We start from the raw sequence: 18,060 nt of genomic DNA, 5'->3' as shown, positions 1-18,060 counted from the left end.
CCTCAAAGATCCCGTCATATTGGGTGATATGAGGCACGGATGAGGGCTTTTATTTGTGTGCCACGCGTGAAATCTATAGGCTAGGGCTAGATGAGGTCCGCCCATTTTCGCCTCAATATGCCTCTGCCCGCCCCGCGGGTGACTGTTTCGCGCCCTCCTATAGTGGCGTGATGTTAGGCTGAGGATGAGGGCGTGAGCTCTTCACCTATCACCGATACTTCCGCATCACAGCACATTCAAGGGGATCACTATGATTCACAGCCGCCGCCACTTTATTGCGCTCACGGGCACTGCCGCCCTGGGCGCTATGCTTGCCGCTTGCGGTTCCAAAAAGACTGAGGAGGCGACCGCCTCCCCCACTGCTTCCGCTTCGATTGCGGGTGCCTACGATAACCTGTCGGGCGAGTTGAAGTGGACCAAGTACATTCCCGGTCATGGCGCTGCCCCGATGAGTAGCACCGACCCGGAGACCGGTCAGGTCTACACGATTGAGCCGACCGCCGGCCCGGCAAGCGTGGATTCTAAGGCGAGCGCCGTGCCCATCCCCGTTGAGGATGAGAGCATGTACGACAAGAATGCCCGCGGTCTGCGCGCCACTTTCGCGTATTTTGCGGCGGCGGTGAACTATGCCCGTATGACCGGTGATCCCGGTCCGGCTCTACAGGTAGTTCAGGCGCAGAACGCTACCGACCGTGCGGCGTTGGAGAAGCTGCGTGCGTTCTACGCGCCCGGCACGAACTGGCTGGTGGGTGGCGAGTGGACGTTCCGCCTGACCGATAAGCAGCCGACGACCCGCGGTACTAAGTATTCGTGGGCGTGCACCGTAACGCAGGCGCACGGCCTGCAGGTTGAGAAGGCAACCAATACGACCAAGCCTCTAGAGGACACTGAGGCCCCGGAGATTAAGGCTCTGTACGCTGAGTACGATGAGGAGGCGAAGCGCTGGGTCGTGATTTCGCCTCAGCAGTATGATCCCGCGTTGACTCCGAAGCCGACGCAGACTCCGCGCGCGCATCCTTCGTCGACTTACACTCCGACGGTGACTGATGACAGCACCGTGGCGGCTAATGGCGGCGCGAACACCGGCGCGAATACTTCGGGTAACGGTGCCGCGCAGGGTACCGCAAATAATGGTGCGGCACAGAACGGTGGTACCCAAAACGGCGGCGCACGACAGTACACTGGCTCCCAGAATGGTGGAGCACAGAACGGTGGCGCTCAGAATGGTGGCGCACAGGCTCCTCAGCCTGCCGCTACCCAGGCGCCTGCCGCTACCCAGGCGCCTGCGGCTACCGCGCAGCCTGTGGCGACTCAGCCTGCCGTTGCGACGGCTCAGCCGAGTGTAGCTCCCGGCGCTCCTGATCCCGGCGCTGCTCAGCCCGGTGCCGCTGGTGGAGAAGCTACTCCTGCCGGGGGTGCCCAGTAGCCCCTCCCCTATAGACAATCCCTATAGACGATGAACACGTCCTCTCCTTCACTATGCCCTGCGTCCCTCGGTGCGCTGTTGCCGCTGGTTGCGGTAAGTTCGCTGATGGGCGGCATATCACGCTCATTTGAGCGGTGGTACGCACGGGTGTGAAGGCGGGGGCGCGTTATACTTAGGACTGTCTCTAGAGGGATATCCGCGTGTGATATCCGCTTGTCGAGGCGCACTCTCACTCGTCTCTCACCTGAGATTCTCACTCGAAAGGTACTCCGTGGCGCTTTTCCCTTTGACCTCTGGGCTTTCTAATGGTTCCGCTACCGGCATCAGCCGCCGTTCTGCTCTGCGTTACGCCGGTGCGGGCGTTGCAGGCGTGTCGTTGAGCGCCCTGCTGGTTGCCTGCGGTGGTTCTTCGTCCACCACCGAGAACGCTGATGCGGATACCCCTCAGATGTCTCCCTCGGCTTCTGCGCGCACTGACTTTAGCGGCGAGGTCACCTTCGATAACTATGAGAAGAAGGGCACTTTCGTTCCGGCGACCGAGTCCGCTCCCGCGCAGAACGTGCCGGTCCCCAAGCGCCCGGCGAGTGCTTCGGAGAACTCGGTGCAGGGTCTGTACGATTCGATTGCGTTCGTGTATGCGGCGATTAACTACCTGGTGTTGACCGGTGATGCGGCTCCGCTGCGTGAGTCGAAGGCTGACGAGAAGTTCATTGCCTCGTTCTCTTCGTTCATGGATGAGTCGAATGAGAGCTCTCAGGCACGTGACTGGTTTGTTTCGCCGAAGGTGACGATGTCTGCGTTCACTGCTGTTCCGACTCTGGTGAAGAAGAGCGTGCAGTGGACTTTCGACCTGGTGATTGATTTGGGTCCAACCGTTGTGGTTGATGGCGCTCCTGCGGAGATGTCTGAGAAGGTTCGCCGCACTGAGCGTGGCCTGGTGGTTACCGGTGTGCGCCACGATAATGATTGGACTTTGACTATTCAGGATGAGTATGAGGCGCAGGCTTCGGCTCAGCCTAAGAATGGTGGTGCTTCCGGTGGTGCCGCTAACGGCGGTAATGCTGGCGATTCCGGTGGTGCTAACGGCGGTAATTCTGGTGATTCCGGCAACTCCGGTAATGGCGGCAATTCTAATGGTGACAACCTTTAAGCCCTCAGATGGATGAGGCATCATGCCCTAACTCGCACTCGGGTTAGGGCATGATCTGTTTTACTCTGGTAGTAACGTACTTTCCCGGATTCAAGGTTTTTGTATGTCTTCTTTTTCTCAGTCTTCTTTCTCTCGCCGCTCCCTGCTGCGCCTGGGCGTGGGCGTTTCTGCTGTTGCCGGTTCTGCGGCGCTGTTGAGCGCGTGCGGTTCGGGTGGTTCTAGCCAGCAGTCTGGTTCTCAGGGCGGTAGCTTGAGCGGTTCGAAGTCGAGCGCTAACCCGAATGGGTACAGTGATGATGGTCAGAACTATTCGGGTCTGGTGGAGTACACCCACTATGAGGGCGCGTTGAATTATGAGCAGGGTACGGTGGAGCATCCGCCGCGTAATGCTCCGAAGCCGAAGGTGACTGAGGCGCTGTCGGTCAATACGGTGACGGGTTTTCATGAGGCGATTGCTTATTTTGCGGCGGCTATGGATTATCTGGTGAAGACCGGTAGTACGGATGCGTTCTCGACCGGCATTACCCTATCCTCGAAGACTCGCTCTGAAGTGGATGCCCTGTCGGCTTCTATTCTTGCGGGTGTGCAGAAGGGTTCCTGGTATGTGAATCCCTCGGCTTCTTATGCGCTGTCGAGTGCGCAGCCGTCGATTATGAGTGATGGCAACCTACTGTTTAAGGGCAAGTACACTCTGGATTTCGGTACGGAGGCGGTGGCTGAGGGCAAGATCCAGCCGGTGGTCGCCTCCGCGAGTGCTTCTGCTTCTGCCTCCGCATCGGTTGAGCCTACTGAGCCTTCTGAGGATGCGCTGGTGTCTGAGTCGGCGTCCCCCAGCGCTTCTGTTTCTGCTTCTGCGACGGCGGCGGGGCCAGCTTCTCAGGTGACGGTTCAGGAGTGTGATTTCCGCGGCCGCTACCATGCTGATTCTAAGATGTGGGAGCTGAGCGTGGCGTACGGCGCGACCTTGCAAGGTGGCACCGCCCAGGGTGGCGCTACCGGTGGCACCGCGAGCGCGGCGGCATCCGGTTCGGCTTCCGCACCCTCTTCTGCCGCCGCTTCTGCTGGGGCTTCCGCTGAGGCTTCCGCTGAGGCGTCCGCCACCTCCGCGGCGTCATAGTTCGTCATAACGCTTTGATCTGCGAGGCGCTTCTCACGCTTCGCCCACTCGACTCTGTATCCTGTTGGGTTTGCGGCTAAACTGGTTGCAATCACCGACTGACTGAAAGGTATCACTATGTCCGAGAACCTGACCCGCCGCGCGGCGCTGGGTGTACTGGGCGTCAGCTCCATGGCTTTGCTGGCCGCTTGTGGCTCTAAGGCTACTTCTGAGGCGTCTGCTTCCGCTTCTGGCTCTGAGAGCGCTTCTGCGGCTGCTTCTGAGTCTGCTACCGCGTCGCCGAGCGCTTCGGCTTCGGCATCTGCTTCCCCTTCCGCTTCTGCGTCGGCTTCGGCTACCGCAGCGAATTCTCCGCTGCCTAACGACAATAAGGATTACAGCGGCGTAGCGAAGCTGGAGAAGATGGAGGAGCACGGCGAGTACCAGCCGGGTAACGCTGAGCACCCGCCGCAGAATGTTCCCTCCCCGATTGTTCCGGAGGCCATGCACCAGAATTCGGTGGCTGGCTTCGCGGCGGCTCTGGCGTACTTCGGTGCGGCGTTTGAGTACCTGCTGCGTACCGGTGATATGCGCTACATGAACGAGGTCAGCACCGACCAGGAGACCCTGGCGGCGATGAAGAAGTACGCGGACTCCACCAAGGCAGGTATTGACGAGAAGAAGACCTGGTACGTGAACCCGACCGCTACCTTGACTATCGGCACTAAGCAGCCGGTTCTGGCGCAGGGCGCGTACAACTGGACCGTGACTTTGAACGTGGATCTGGGTGAGAAGCTGTTCAAGGACGGTAAGGAGCAGACCGTGGCGGCTGATAAGCGTCACGTGAAGATGTTCGGTGAGGCTGTTGGCCGCTACTTGAACAACAAGTGGGACCTGCACATGGACATCAACTAGTCCTCTGAGGCTGGTTTTCTCCCCCATTTTTGGGTCTTTTCCATCTCAGGATGCGGTCTTTACTGTTTTTTCCATTGATGGCAATAAAATTTGTGGCTCCAGCTTGCGGTGAACAGAGTTCATCATTACTCTTATATACAGAGGTTGTCTTTTGGGCTACATAATGTTTCTAGAGAGCGCCGCACATTCATCATCCTTTATCGAGAAAGGGTTTGTGCGGCGCTTTTCTGTACCCTCTTCCTGAACCTCGTTCCTTGAGGTTTTTCTCTGGCATTATTACGAACTGTGACCGCAGGTTTAAACCTGCCGCCGGCGAGTAGTAGAGTTGCCACGTAACCGATTATTCATTGCGGAGACCCCGTCGCGGCTGGCCTCCCTCCAAGCTCATGTAAGGAGCACCCCATGGCAAAGATTCTCAACAGCATTGTTGAAGCAACCGGCCAGACCCCCCTGGTTAAGCTGAACCGACTGGACGAGGGCCTTCCCGGTAACGTTGCGGTCAAGCTTGAGTTCTACAACCCCGCAGGTTCGGTTAAGGACCGTATCGGTCGCGCCATCATTGACGCTGCTGAGAAGTCGGGTGCGCTGAAGCCCGGCGGCACCATTGTTGAGGGTACTTCCGGTAACACCGGTATTGCGCTGGCTATGGTGGGTGCTGCTCGCGGTTACCGCGTCATCCTGACCATGCCGGAGACCATGTCTGCTGAGCGTCGCGTGCTGCTGCGCGCTTACGGTGCTCAGATTGTGCTGACCCCGGGTACCGAGGGTATGCGCGGCGCTGTGGAGAAGGCTAAGGAAATCGTTGCGACCACCGAGAACGCTATTCTGGCGTCCCAGTTCACCAACGAGGCAAACCCCGCCATTCACTACAACACCACCGGCCCTGAGATTTGGGAAGCAACCGACGGTAAGGTCGACATTTTCGTGGCGGGTATTGGCACCGGCGGCACCATTTCCGGTACCGGTAAGTACCTGAAGGAGCAGAACCCGGACGTGAAGGTTGTTGCGGTTGAACCGAAGGACTCCCCGCTGCTCTCCGAGGGTCGCGTTGGCCCCCACAAGATTCAGGGCCTGGGCGCTAACTTCGTTCCGGAGACTCTGGACCGCGGCGTCTACGATTCGGTGACTCCGGTCAGCGCTGAGGACGCTATGCGCACCTCCCGCCTGCTGGCTACCCAGGAAGGTATTCTGGGCGGTATTTCTTCCGGTGCGGCTGTCTGGGCTGCTCTGGAGGAGGCTAAGAAGTCTGAGAACAAGGACAAGCTGATCGTGGCTATTGTTCCCGACTTCGGTGAGCGTTACATCTCTACCGCCCTGTACGAGGATATCCGCGGCTAATAGCCCGTTGTTTCCACCCCTACTCCCTGCCTGAGGTCTTGGACCTAGGGTTTGGATAGCTGATGCCCCGCCTCCGGCTCGTCCCACTGTGGACGGTCCCGAGGCGGGGCTTTTGCATCTTTTGACCGGCAGAAATATTACGTTCCGCGCGTTTGTGTGACTGAGTTTTTGGTAAGCGTGTCTACTATGACATGTAGCAGGCCGGGAATAGGCGAAAGGGCCCCGTTGTTGGTACCTTTGAAAGGTCGCATATACAGAGAACGACCGATGAGGGAAAGGGAACCCATGAGTTTTATTGCGCGTCTGCGTGAAGATATTGAGAACGTCCGCCAGCACGACCCTGCTGCGCGCGGCGCTGTCGAGATTGCGCTGAACTATTCGGGCATGCACGCCATTTGGGTTCACCGTCTGACCCATAAGCTCTGGCAGAAGGATGAGACGAAGGCTCTGGCCCGTACTCTCTCGCAGTTTGCTCGTTTTCTGACCGGTGTGGAGATTCACCCCGGCGCGACCATTGGCCGCCGTTTCTTCATCGATCACGGCATGGGCATTGTTATTGGTGAAACCGCTGAGGTCGGTGACGACGTGATGCTGTACCACGGCGTGACCCTGGGCGGTCGCTCCCTGGAGAAGGTGAAGCGTCACCCCACCATCGGTGACCGCGTGACCATTGGTGCCGGCGCTAAGGTGCTGGGTCCGGTGGAGATTGGTTCCGATAGCGCTATCGGTGCGAACGCCGTGGTCGTCAACGATCACCCCGCCGATTCGATTATTACCGGTATTCCGGCGAAGCACCGTCCGCGTACCCCGGAGAAGAAGAAGCCGCTGGTGGACGCTGTGGAGTATATTGACCCCGCCATGTGGATTTAGTGCTTGTTAGCGTTTTGAGGCGGTAGCGGCGCGCCTGACGGCTCCTGGCTAGGCTCTGCAGGTCTTCTCCCCTGCTATACCCCTGAATACACCTCGGGGGCGCCCCATATAAGACATAACGAAAGCCCGCCTTCGACCGGATTCTCATCCAGCCGAAGGCGGGCTTGACGTATTCAGCTACGGGAGCTTAGTGAACGTGAATGTCCGCTGCGTTCACCTCGGAACGGTCGCCGCTCCACATGGTGTGGAAGGCGCCCTCTTCGTCAATACGACCGTAGGTGTGTGCACCGAAGAAGTCACGCTGACCCTGAATCAGGGATGCGGGCAGGCGGTGGCGGCGCAGACCGTCGTAGTAGGACAGCGCGGAAGCGAACACCGGCACGGGGATGCCCAGTGCGGTTGCCTTAGCCACCACGCGACGCCAGGAAGGAACGAGCTCCTCCATGAGGTTCTTGAAAGCGGGTGCCAGAAGCATGTTCGCGGGAGCCTCATCAGCGTAGGCAGCCATGATGTCGCCCAGCAGCTCGGCGCGGATGATGCAGCCTGCACGCCACAGCGATGCGATGGTGTCCAGCTTCAGGTCCCACCCGTATTCCTTGCCTGCGCGGGTGAGCAGGTCCATGCCCTGTGCGTACGCAACGAGCTTGGATGCGAAGAGTGCGCGGCGCACATCCTCAACGAACTCGGGGTCGCCTGCACCAATGCCGGTGGTTGCGATGAGGCCTGCGGGCAGTTCGCGCTGTGCCTGCTCGCGCTGCTCACGCTCGGAGGAGGAGAGGGCGCGTGCGAACACGGACTCTGCGATAGCGGAGACGGGGGAACCGAGGTCCAGGCCGGCCTTAGCGGTCCACAGGCCGGTACCCTTCTGGCCCGCTGCGTCAACAATAACGTCGACCAGGGGCTTGCCGGTCTTTGCATCGACCTGTGCGAGCACCTCAGCGGTGATTTCAATCAGGTAGGAGCTCAGGTCGCCTTCGTTCCAGGTCTTGAAGATTTCTGCCTGCTGTGCCGGCTCAATGCCCGCGATGGAGCGCAGAATGTCGTAGGCTTCACCGATCACCTGCATGTCGGCGTACTCGATACCGTTGTGGACCATCTTCACGAAGTGGCCCGCACCGTCAGTGGAGATCCATGCGCAGCAGGGTGCGCCGTCCTGAGGTGCCTTCGCTGCGATCTTTTCGAGCAGCGGGCCCAGGTGCTTGTAGGACTCTGCGGAGCCGCCGGGCATCATGGAGGGGCCCCAGAGAGCGCCCTCTTCGCCGCCGGAGACGCCAACGCCCACGAAGTGCAGGCCCTTTTCAGCCAGGACGTGCTCGCGACGGATGGTGTCGGGGAAGTGGGAGTTACCGCCGTCGATAATGATGTCGCCCTCATCGAGCATGGGAGTGAGCTGCTCGATCACTGCGTCGACGGGTGCGCCCGCCTTGACCATAATCAGGATGCGGCGGGGGGACTCGAGGGAGTCAACGAGTTCCTGCAGGGACTCGGTACGGATGAAGTCGCCGTCTGCGCCGTGCTCAGCCAGCAGTGCGTCGGTCTTCTCTACGGAACGGTTGTGCAGTGCCACGGTGTAGCCGTTACGTGCCAGGTTGCGGGCGAGGTTTGCGCCCATGACAGCAAGGCCGGTGACACCAATCTGTGCCTTCTTGTTTTCAGTCATGTATATAAGGATACGCGCTTAGGGCAGGCTATATATAGGTGGAGTGCAGTTTTATGCTCGAAGGAATCGCAGTTCCGGCTGGATTATCTTCGCGAGCTTCCCGCAGGGCACCTCGCAGCATACCCTCGCGGCAGGTCAATAGGTCAGCAAACACCGGGTAAACAAAAACCCCGGTACCTTGCGGTACCGGGGTTAGCGGTGGGTCCTACCGGGATCGAACCGATGACATCCACGGTGTAAACGTGGCGCTCTACCAGCTGAGCTAAAGACCCGTAGTTCTCACTGATTCGTTGTCGTTTCAGTGGCGAACACAAGAGAAAACTATACGGGCTTTTGAGGCGCCACGCAAATCCGAGACACGTGTTCTATGTCTCAATATTTTTTTCTTTTTCGCAACTAACCCCACAGCAAGCCACATCAAGCCATGTTGACCCCCGGCCTTATAGGTAGGTCATACCCCATCATTCCGCGCCATTCCGCCACCCCCACCATTCCGCACTATTTAGATACAAAAAGACCCTAACTAGTACTTTTGATGCGCATATTTTTCGCTCAGAGAGCTAAGCCACGAAACCCACATCACAAAAACCTTCGTTTGATGCCAAGAAGCCCACATTTAGGTCTAAGATAGTAGAGATAAGTAGCGAAGTAGACCCCACGGATCTATAGCGCTTAAACGCAGAGATTGTTCGACAATGCAACATCGCGGCGAACAATCTACACAACCGCACAGAAGAGAGGTTGGATTAGTTTGGCTAACGTACCGAACGAGCACTCCCTGAGCACCCTTCTTGATGGCCTGAAGGACATCGACGTAGAAGAGACCCAGGAATGGGCTGAGTCCCTCGAGGACCTTATCAAGACTCACGGCACCGAGCGTGCAGAGTACATCCTTCGCGCGCTGCTCAAGGAGGCTGGCGCAAAGGGCGTAAAGGTCCCCACTCTGGTCAAGACCGACTACATCAACACCATCCCCGCAGACCAGCAGCCCGAGTACCCCGGCGATGAGGAACTCGAGCGCCAGTACCGCGCATGGATCCGTTGGAACGCAGCAATCATGGTTCAGCGTGCCCAGAAGAAGGGCATCGGCGTTGGTGGCCACATTTCCACCTTCGCAGGTGTCGCTGACCTCTACGAAATGGGTCAGAACCACTTCTTCCGCGGCCGTAACCACCCCGGTGGCGGCGACCAGGTCTTCTTCCAGGGTCACTCCTCCCCCGGTGTCTACTCCCGCGCATTCGTTGAGGGCGTCCTGAGCGAAGAGCAGATGGACGGCTTCCGCCAGGAGAAGACCAAGGGCGCAAACGGTATTCCTTCGTACCCGCACCCCCGTTGCATGCCCGAGTTCTGGCAGTTCCCGACCGTTTCCATGGGTCTGGGCCCCCTGAACGCAATCCACCAGGCATCCTTCAACAAGTACCTGCACAACCACAAGATCAAGGACACCTCCGAGCAGCACGTCTGGGCATTCCTGGGCGACGGCGAAATGGACGAGCCCGAGTCGCGTGGTGCACTGCAGCTGGCTGCAAACGAGCACCTGGACAACCTGACCTTCGTCGTCAACTGCAACCTGCAGCGTCTGGACGGCCCCGTTCGCGGTAACGGCAAGATCGTTCAGGAGCTTGAGGCATTCTTCCGCGGCGCAGGCTGGCACGTCATCAAGGTCCTGTGGGGCTCCGACTACGACGAGCTGCTCAAGAAGGACAAGAGCGGCAAGCTCATCCAGCTGATGAACGAAACCCTCGACGGTGACTACCAGACCTTCCGCGGCGAAGACGGCGGCTACATCCGCGAGCACTTCTTCGGCAAGTACCCCGAGACCAAGGAACTGGTTGCAGACCTGACCGACGAGCAGATCTTCAACCTGCGCCTGGGTGGCCACGACGACAAGAAGCTCTACGCAGCCTACAAGGAAGCTATGGAGACCAAGGGCAAGCCCACCGTCATCCTGGCACAGTCCATTAAGGGTGCGGAGCTCGGCCCCTACTTCGAGGCACGTAACTCCACCCACCAGATCAAGAAGTTCACCATGGAAGCACTGAAGGGCTTCCGTGACCACCTGAACATCCCCATCTCCGACGAGGAGCTGGAGAAGGATCTGTACAACCCGCCGTACTACCTGCCCGAGGCAAACCACCCGGCACTGCAGTACATGCACGCACGCCGTAAGGAACTCGGCGGTTACATCCCGGGTCGCGCAAACGCACAGCCCGAGATTACCCTGCCCGAGCCCAAGGTCTACGCACAGACCAAGAAGGGCTCCGGCAAGCAGACCGCTGCTACCACCATGGCGTTCGTCCGCCTGATGAAGGACCTCATGCGTGTGAAGGGCTTCGGTCACCGTATCGTTCCCATCACCCCCGATGAGGCACGTACCTTCGGTATGGACTCCTTCTTCCCGTCCGCTAAGCTGTACAACCCCAACGGCCAGAACTACGTGCCCGTTGACCACCAGCTGATGCTGACCTACACCGAGTCCCCCGAGGGCCAGATTGTTCACGTGGGTATTAACGAGGCAGGCGCAACCGCAGCGTTCACCGCTATCGGTACCTCCTACGACACCCACGGCGAGCCGATGATCCCGATTTACATCTTCTACTCGATGTTCGGTTTCCAGCGCACCGGCGACGGCTTCTGGGCAGCTTCCGACCAGATGTGCCGCGGCTTCGTTATCGGTGCAACCGCAGGTCGTACCACCCTGTCCGGTGAGGGTCTGCAGCACAACGACGGTCACTCCCCGATTCTGGCGTCCACCAACCCGGCGTTCAAGATCTACGACCCGGCATACGGCTACGAGATTGCTCACATCGTTGAGCGCGGTATCGAGCAGATGTACGGCACCAAGGACGAAGACCACAACGTCATGTACTACCTGACCGTGTACAACGAGCCGATTCACCAGCCTGCTGAGCCGGCAAACGTTGACGTTGAGGGCATCATCAAGGGTATCCACAAGATCAGCGAGTCCCCGCTGACCTCCGGCCCCAAGGCACAGCTGCTGGCATCCGGCGTTGCTGTTCCGTGGGCCGAGAAGGCTCAGAAGCTGCTGGCTGAGGACTGGGGCGTCTCCGCAGACGTCTGGTCCGTCACCTCGTGGACCGAGCTGCGTCGCGACGGCATTGCCGCTGAGGAAGAGGCTCTGCTGAACCCGAACCAGCCCGCTCGCGTTCCTTACGTGACCCAGAAGCTGGCAGGCGCTGCTGGCCCGATCATCGCGACCACCGACTTCGCTTCGGAGGTTCCCGACCAGATTCGCCAGTTCGTTCCGAACGACTTCGCAACCCTGGGTGCTGACGGCTTCGGCTTCGCAGACACCCGCCCGGGTGCACGTCGCTTCTTCCACATCGATGCAGAGTCGGTTGTTGTCCGCACCCTGCAGATGCTGGCAAAGCGCGGCGAGGTTGCAGCAGACGTTCCCGCGAAGGCATTCGCTAAGTACGACCTGCTGAACGTGAACGCTAACTCCGAGCTGGAGCAGCACTAAGCATTTAGCGGTAGAACCCCGGTTCTGCGTTAGACGCTAAACGATGCCCCCGGTTGATGATTCATCGACCGGGGGCATTCGTGTTTTAACTGTGAGGAGGCGCAGGGTACCCAAGCTGCTTCCTGTTGATATTCTCGTTGACTACGCATTTCTTATGTAATAAATCAGACGTGACCGGAGTTTTGGTTGCCGTGTGTACCTAGCCGGTGGTAGCCTTTAACTACCCTTAACTATGATATTCACCACAGCATTGGTGGATATTCAGGGTGCCCGGTCAACACATTACGGAGGGCACGGCTCACTCATCTACGAGCATTTACCCTCCATAACTCATAGGGGTTCATGATGAAGCTCTAGAACATTCTCCTAGTAGTCATGACGCTGCAGAAACACCCTTGTGCGTGGTCTGCCATAGCGTCTTGGCCTTTCGCTATGGGTGCACTCCCAAGCTAGCAGGCACTCCCCCGAGATTCTGCTTATCGCTCTGGGATTCACATAGATTCCAGATTCTCTCGACGCCCATATTCACCGAGGCATATGCTTTGCAACAATCAGCAAAATACAGCCCCGCTTTCTTTACTGTCACATATTCTTTATCCAATTAAGGAGGGAGAATCATGAACCTCAAGAAAATCTTTCAACCCGCAATGGCCATAACATTTGCATTCACGCTAGCCTGCACATCCTGTTCTACAGGCCCGCAACTAGAACGTGATGAAACAGCCCAAGCAACTCTAGACTATAAAAACAACCGAATCATTACTCCACTCGAAGAATACAATGACAGTTTCGATGAAAATTCCCAGTATTACAATCAAGCCTTGGAAATTCTCAGGCAGCGCTGTTTCGCAAAACACGGCCAATCCTACGAAATATATATCCCGGATGATGTAGAAGATAGGAAATTCTTTTCGTCCGGTCGCGAGTTTGGCCTCTGGAACCCCGAATACTCCGCCAAATATGGAAACTACAAGCGACCCGGGAATGCACCATCATCCGGGGGCTATGACACAAAAATCATGGAACAGTGCATGCCTGAAATCTTAGCCACGTTGAAAGAGATTGCCGGCATCAGCCTCGAAGAGCAAAGTGGCCTCAGAGAAGCCTATCGTCGAATCCACGGCCAATCCTATGCAGCTGCCATGAATCATCCCGAATGGAAAAAATACCGTGAAGCATGGTGGAAATGCCTATCGGATAAAGGTCTAACGCCACGAAAAGGCGACTATGAATGGGAAACACAAGAACTATCAAATGCAACCCGCGCTAGTGGTGATAATAATGCCCCGGCATCGGAAGAAGAAATTCGAATCAGTGTCATTGAAGCACAATGCAGTAAAGATACAGGAATGGCTCAAGGTCTTGCCAATCTTGTAGCTTCATATCAAAAACCGCTCATTCGAGATAACGAAACAAAACTAGAAGAACAGCGACGGCAGCTATCAGAAGTTTATCTCCGATATAAAGAGTGGGTTCTCAAAAACCAATAAATAGAAGGTCCCCGATTGATGATTCATCAATCGGGGACATTTAATTTATTAACTACTCTGCAGATAGAGAGGGCTAATCGGCGAAGTGGCCGGTCACCTCCGCCAAACGCGCCGGATTCACCAGGTCAGGGTGCGTACCCTCCAGCAGCACCGCACGGAACGACGACGCATGCGCCGCCCAACCCTTCGCATCCAGATACGGCTGATCCTCATGCGGCACACCCACCAGCAACACATCACCATCAAAGAACGCCTGCTCAGCACCACGCATCAACGCCGCCGAAGCACGCATACTACCCAGGCACACGCCCAACTTCTCCTCCGGTAGGTAACCCATCGCCGAACCCGCCTTCTGCAGACGCTCCAACGTACCCGGCAAATCAAGCTGCTCACCGGCGGCAGGCTCCGGCAAACCGCCCATACGCAGCAGCGCCCGGAAGCTCTCCTGCTCATCCGGCGCAGGCACACCCTGCCACTGCTCCGAAGGATACGCATCCAGCAGGATTACACGCTCAACCAGCGCACCCGCAGCCTGCGCCAGGGCCGCCACCTGCACCGCGGCAGTACCGCCCACAGACCAGCCCATCAACGCAAAACGACGCGGCAACGAACGCTCCGCCAGAGTCTTCTCAATCAGCTTCAGGTAGCCCTCAGCCAACTCCTGCAAGCTCGACGCAAACCCGGCCTGCGGGTCAGAGAACGCCTCAGCCTGCAAAGCATACACACCCTGCTGAGCCGGAAGATGCGAAAGGTACCCCGCATAGCACCAGCCCAAACCACCCGCAGGCGGCAGAATAAACAGCGGCGCAGGCTGATGAGCGGGCTCAGCGGCATCATGCGCGGCAGGATGCTCACGTAGCGGCAGCACCGGCGCGAACTCCGCACCCTCGCCGCGCTCGCCCGCAATAGATGCCGCCAAAGCCTGCACGGTCGGATGCGTGAAAAGCGCACCGATGCTCACGCGCAGACCCAGCTGCTCCTCAACCGCGGCAATCACCTCAAGAGCCGCCAGCGAATGACCGCCCGAAGCGAAGAAATCCTCATCCACGCCGAAACGCTCACGACCCAGCACACCGGCAATAATCGAGCACAGCTGCTGCTCCAGCAGACCGTGCGGACCCTCAGCATCAGAAGTCTGCGGGGTCAAATCGAGGGACGCCAAGAGCTTACGATCAGCCTTACCGGAGGGGCTCACCGGCAGAGCAGGCAGAGTATGCCACAGGGTCGGCACCATGTAATCCGGCAGAACCTGCGCACAATGCTTACGCGCCGCCTCCACCAGTTGCTCGGCACGCTCGGCGGGCACGTCGCCCACCTCCAGCACCGCCGCCAGGGCAGGCTCACGCAGACCGCGGTACAGCAGAGCCACCGAAGCGCTCACGCCCTCAACCGCGGCAAGAGCCATCTCAATATCGCCCAGCTCCAGGCGCTGACCGCGCACCTTAATCTGGTAGTCCGTGCGGCCGCGGTAACCGATAACGGCGCGACCATCGGGAAGAATCTCCCAGCACGCCAAATCGCCCGTACGGTACAGACGCTGGCTCTCACCGTTCAGCAGCGCGAGCACACCGGCAGGAGCCTGCTCCACGAAAGCCGCCGAGGTCGCCTGCGGGTTGTTCTTGTAGCCGCGCGCCAGCTGCACACCCGACAGGTGCAGTTCACCCGTCACACCCACCGGCACGGGGTGGCCGGTCGGGTCAAGAATCAGGGTGCCGGTGTTCCAGACGGGCTCGCCAATGGGCACGCTCTCGCGCTGCGGGTCGGCGGAGGTCTCCCAGAAGGTCACGTCCACCGCCGCCTCGGTCGGGCCGTACAGGTTTAGCGGGTACACGCCCAGAACCTCGCCCGCAGCCTGCACCTGGTCCTTCTGCAGAGCCTCGCCCGAGCAGACCACATAGCGCAGAGGCTGTTCCCGGTCATGCCCGAATCCGGCATCAGCCAGGATGCGGCGCGCCGCCGGCGAAGAGGTCAGCGCCGAAAGCATGGTCGGCACAAAGTGCACCGCCGTGACGGACTGCTCGGCAATCACACGCGCCAGGTAGGCGGGGTCGCGGTGCCCATCCGGGGCGGCAATGACCACGGCGGCACCCTCGGCAAGCGGCCAGTACAGCTCCCACACGTGCACGTCAAAGGAGATGGGGGTCTTGTGCAGAACGCGGTCGCCCTCCCCCACCGGAATCTGGTGCTGCTGCCAGCGCAGGCGGTTATCAATCGCGCGGTGGCTGATGGCAACGCCCTTAGGCCTGCCCGTGGAGCCGGAGGTGAAGAGCACGTAAGCGTCCTCGTCCAGACCGGTTTTCGTGCCCGGAAGCTCCTCGGCGGCGGGTGCAGAGTAGACTACCCCGGTGGGCTCGTCAGTGCTCAGCAACGGCAGGGTATGCTGGGGCAGGTTCGCATGACGCTGCGGATCCTGCGGGTTCAGCTCCTGCGCACTCAGCGGCTGCAGACCGGGGCCGTGCAACAGCAGGGAACATTCGGCGTCCTCCATCATCACGCCCACACGCTCGGCGGGCAGATCCGGCAGCACCGGCACATAGGTGGCGCCAGCGTACAGCAGGGCGTACAGCGCCACGTACTGCTCCACACCGCGGTGCACACGCAGACCCACCGCATCGGCGGGGCGAACGCCCCAGTCCAGCAGCTGCGCGGCTAGCGCACGGGCGCGCTCATCCAGTTCGGCGTAAGTGAGGGCGCGGTCAAAAGCGTAGGCGCGCTCCGACTCGGGGGTGAGCACTTCACCGGGCGCGGGGGCAGAATCCAGCACCGCGAGCGCCCGCGGATGCGCCGCCACCGCATCACGGAAGCGACCCAGCAGGGTCTTGTACTCCATCGGGTGCTCGGTCAGCGCCGGGGCGGTCAGCTCGCGCAGGGTCGCAAGCTCCGCCTCGGTCGCCAAGCCGAGATTGTTCAGGGAGGCGCCCTCACGCTGCGCCTCCGCGGCGTAGGCGGGCAGCCACTCGCTCAGGCGGGCGGCGTGGCGTTCCAGCTCCTTAGCGGTGTAGAGCGCCGGGTTCATGTCAATCTCGCAGGAGATGCTGTTGCCGCGGCCGGGCATGCCGCGCAGGGTGAAGGTCGCGTCAGCAACGGGACCGGCAGAGATATTGTGGATGCGCGCGGTCGGTACCGCGGATCCGGACTCGTCCTTGGAGGGTGCCGCCAGCGGCAGCACCGCGTCAAAGGGCACCACGTTAATCTGCGCACCAAACAGCCTGGACTGGGCGTTACGTGCGGTACGCTCCAAATCTTCCTGACGAGCCAGCGGATGCTCAGCGTTACGGGCGTACTGCTCCTTCACCGAGTGCAGGGACTCCGCAATGGGACCGGTCGCCGCAACCTGCACCGGCAGAACATTCACCGCGGTACAGCCGGTCTGCGCGCTCGCCGCACCCAGGGCGCGGGTCGCCTCCGGCAGGGTGCGGGCGAACATACGGTTCATCTGCGGCACACCGAACGAAGCCTGCGGGTAGCCGCCCACACGCGCCAGGTACGAGCCCACGGCGGCGGTCGCCAGCACCGGCCAGGAGACGGCGTGCTGCTTTGCCGCATCCAGCAGAGCCTGCTGGGTGGGCACATCAATGCTGAATGCCAGGCGTACAGACCGCGCCGACGGGGAGGCGGTACGACCCGCCAGGGAGGTGTCTTCCTGTTCCAGGGCGCCGCTCGCCTCCCAGAAGGCGACGTCTTCGTCACGGGCGTCGGAGGCGGCATCGTCGGCGTCGAGTAGCTGTTGCAGGCTCATGCGGCGGGTTGCCGGGACCGGCTGACCGGCGGACAGGGCGCGGTATATCGCCGCCACGCGGGAGAGGCCGTTGAACGCGGCGAACCCGTCGGCAACCACGTGGGAGAAGGAGTGGTAAACCCAGAGGAACCCGCCGTAACGCACCACTGCGCTGCGCACAGTCACGCCCTCATCGGTGGTGAGGGGCTGGGCGAGTAGGCGCTGCGCCCAGGCGCGTACCGGCGCGGGCAAGTCAGAGCCGGGCAGGTCAGAGGAGTTCTCCTCCCCCGCCTTCGCGGTGTCGCTCAGCTCGCCCCCGTCCAGTTCGCCCCCGTCCACGAGCAGGTCAATGCCCGCGAGGAACGCCTCCTCGGTCAGAATCTGCTGGGAGGCGGCACCATCGGCAATGCGGGTGCGCACGCCGAAGCCCTCGTTCTCGCGGTAGAGCTGCACCAGCGCCTCACGCAGCAGATCGAGGTCGGTGTCCGCGGGGCATTGCAGAACCTCCGCGGTGTTGTAGCAGGGGTTCGACGGGTCAATCGCGGCGGCAAAGTAGATGCCGCGCGCGTTCGTGGTCAGCGGCAGCCAGGGACTGTCAGCACTGTGCGATGCGGGATCAGTCGCGGCGGTGCGAAGGTCGGAAGCAGTCCCGAAGCTATCGGGTGCGGTAGTATCAGCTACGCCCATGGTGGCCTCTCAAAGGTCTGGAGTAAGGGTCTGGATTAGGGATGATATGCGGTGTGTGAAAGGTAGGCTACCGCCCCGCCATTTCGCGCTGGCTAGCGTAAACATAGCCGGTAAACATAGCAACAAATACGGCGCGAGACGGCACAGATTAAGCGGGGCGAGCGAGGCGAGTAGCAAACACCCCGGGCACCCGCCTGCATTTGCGGCAGGCGGGCACTCGGGGTGC

10 protein-coding genes and 1 tRNA gene are annotated in these 18,060 nt (G+C 60.0%); 8 read left to right on the top strand and 3 right to left on the bottom strand.

The window, feature by feature from the left end; translation table 11 throughout:
• Positions 1-250: 250 nt before the first annotated feature.
• From ACP3RB_RS02820 to epsC, 6 genes are all read left to right on the top strand, one after another.
• Positions 251-1,426 carry a DUF6318 family protein gene (locus tag ACP3RB_RS02820; RefSeq protein WP_426699374.1) on the top strand — a complete coding sequence of 392 codons (1,176 nt, stop codon included), beginning with the start codon at positions 251-253 and terminating at the stop codon, positions 1,424-1,426.
• 271 nt (positions 1,427-1,697) lie between these two features.
• Positions 1,698-2,576 carry a DUF6318 family protein gene (locus ACP3RB_RS02815; RefSeq protein ID WP_426699373.1) on the top strand — a complete coding sequence of 293 codons (879 nt, stop codon included), beginning with the start codon at positions 1,698-1,700 and terminating at the stop codon, positions 2,574-2,576.
• Between the two features lie 103 nt (positions 2,577-2,679).
• Positions 2,680-3,693 (top strand): DUF6318 family protein, encoded by a 1,014-nt coding sequence (locus ACP3RB_RS02810; protein WP_426699372.1) that lies wholly within the window; start codon positions 2,680-2,682, stop codon positions 3,691-3,693.
• A gap of 117 nt (positions 3,694-3,810) precedes the next feature.
• A complete protein-coding gene (locus tag ACP3RB_RS02805; RefSeq protein WP_426699371.1) occupies positions 3,811-4,587 on the top strand; it encodes a DUF6318 family protein in 777 nt (258 codons plus the stop codon).
• A gap of 402 nt (positions 4,588-4,989) precedes the next feature.
• Positions 4,990-5,925, top strand: coding sequence for a cysteine synthase A (gene cysK / locus ACP3RB_RS02800; protein ID WP_303984090.1), 936 nt, complete (start codon positions 4,990-4,992; stop codon positions 5,923-5,925).
• A 285-nt stretch (positions 5,926-6,210) separates the two neighbouring features.
• Positions 6,211-6,795, top strand: a complete 585-nt coding sequence (gene epsC / locus ACP3RB_RS02795) for a serine O-acetyltransferase EpsC (protein WP_060824622.1) — start codon at positions 6,211-6,213, stop codon at positions 6,793-6,795.
• Between the two features lie 187 nt (positions 6,796-6,982).
• Here the strand turns inward: epsC and gndA are convergent, their stop codons facing one another.
• Both gndA and ACP3RB_RS02785 read right to left on the bottom strand, forming a co-directional pair.
• On the bottom strand, positions 6,983-8,455 hold the full coding sequence (gene gndA / locus ACP3RB_RS02790; RefSeq protein WP_426699370.1) for an NADP-dependent phosphogluconate dehydrogenase: 1,473 nt from the start codon (positions 8,453-8,455) through the stop codon (positions 6,983-6,985).
• A gap of 199 nt (positions 8,456-8,654) precedes the next feature.
• Positions 8,655-8,727: transfer RNA gene (locus ACP3RB_RS02785), tRNA-Val, on the bottom strand.
• Between the two features lie 479 nt (positions 8,728-9,206).
• Between ACP3RB_RS02785 and aceE the strand changes: the two genes are divergently transcribed.
• Both aceE and ACP3RB_RS02775 read left to right on the top strand, forming a co-directional pair.
• Entirely contained in the window at positions 9,207-11,939 is a 2,733-nt protein-coding gene (aceE, locus tag ACP3RB_RS02780) for a pyruvate dehydrogenase (acetyl-transferring), homodimeric type (protein ID WP_426699369.1), read from the top strand.
• A gap of 617 nt (positions 11,940-12,556) precedes the next feature.
• Positions 12,557-13,429 carry a hypothetical protein gene (locus ACP3RB_RS02775; RefSeq protein ID WP_426699368.1) on the top strand — a complete coding sequence of 291 codons (873 nt, stop codon included), beginning with the start codon at positions 12,557-12,559 and terminating at the stop codon, positions 13,427-13,429.
• A gap of 73 nt (positions 13,430-13,502) precedes the next feature.
• Here ACP3RB_RS02775 and ACP3RB_RS02770 read toward each other — a convergent pair whose 3' ends face one another.
• A complete protein-coding gene (locus ACP3RB_RS02770; protein ID WP_426699367.1) occupies positions 13,503-17,834 on the bottom strand; it encodes an amino acid adenylation domain-containing protein in 4,332 nt (1,443 codons plus the stop codon).
• Positions 17,835-18,060 lie beyond the last annotated feature (226 nt).

Source organism: Rothia mucilaginosa (assembly GCF_049990865.1).
Classification (GTDB): domain Bacteria; phylum Actinomycetota; class Actinomycetes; order Actinomycetales; family Micrococcaceae; genus Rothia; species Rothia mucilaginosa_I.
The sequence above is the reverse complement of the archived record's forward strand: the minus strand, read 5'-3'. Positions and strand labels throughout refer to the sequence as shown.

Bases quoted from the DNA above. Each gene is read 5' to 3' on its own strand.
- epsC (WP_060824622.1), top strand. From the start codon at position 6,211: ATGAGTTTTATTGCGCGTCTGCGTGAAGATATTGAGAACGTCCGCCAG.
- ACP3RB_RS02770 (WP_426699367.1), bottom strand. From the start codon at position 17,834: ATGGGCGTAGCTGATACTACCGCACCCGATAGCTTCGGGACTGCTTCC.
- gndA (WP_426699370.1), bottom strand. From the start codon at position 8,455: ATGACTGAAAACAAGAAGGCACAGATTGGTGTCACCGGCCTTGCTGTC.
- ACP3RB_RS02810 (WP_426699372.1), top strand. From the start codon at position 2,680: ATGTCTTCTTTTTCTCAGTCTTCTTTCTCTCGCCGCTCCCTGCTGCGC.
- ACP3RB_RS02805 (WP_426699371.1), top strand. From the start codon at position 3,811: ATGTCCGAGAACCTGACCCGCCGCGCGGCGCTGGGTGTACTGGGCGTC.
- ACP3RB_RS02775 (WP_426699368.1), top strand. From the start codon at position 12,557: ATGAACCTCAAGAAAATCTTTCAACCCGCAATGGCCATAACATTTGCA.
- cysK (WP_303984090.1), top strand. From the start codon at position 4,990: ATGGCAAAGATTCTCAACAGCATTGTTGAAGCAACCGGCCAGACCCCC.
- ACP3RB_RS02820 (WP_426699374.1), top strand. From the start codon at position 251: ATGATTCACAGCCGCCGCCACTTTATTGCGCTCACGGGCACTGCCGCC.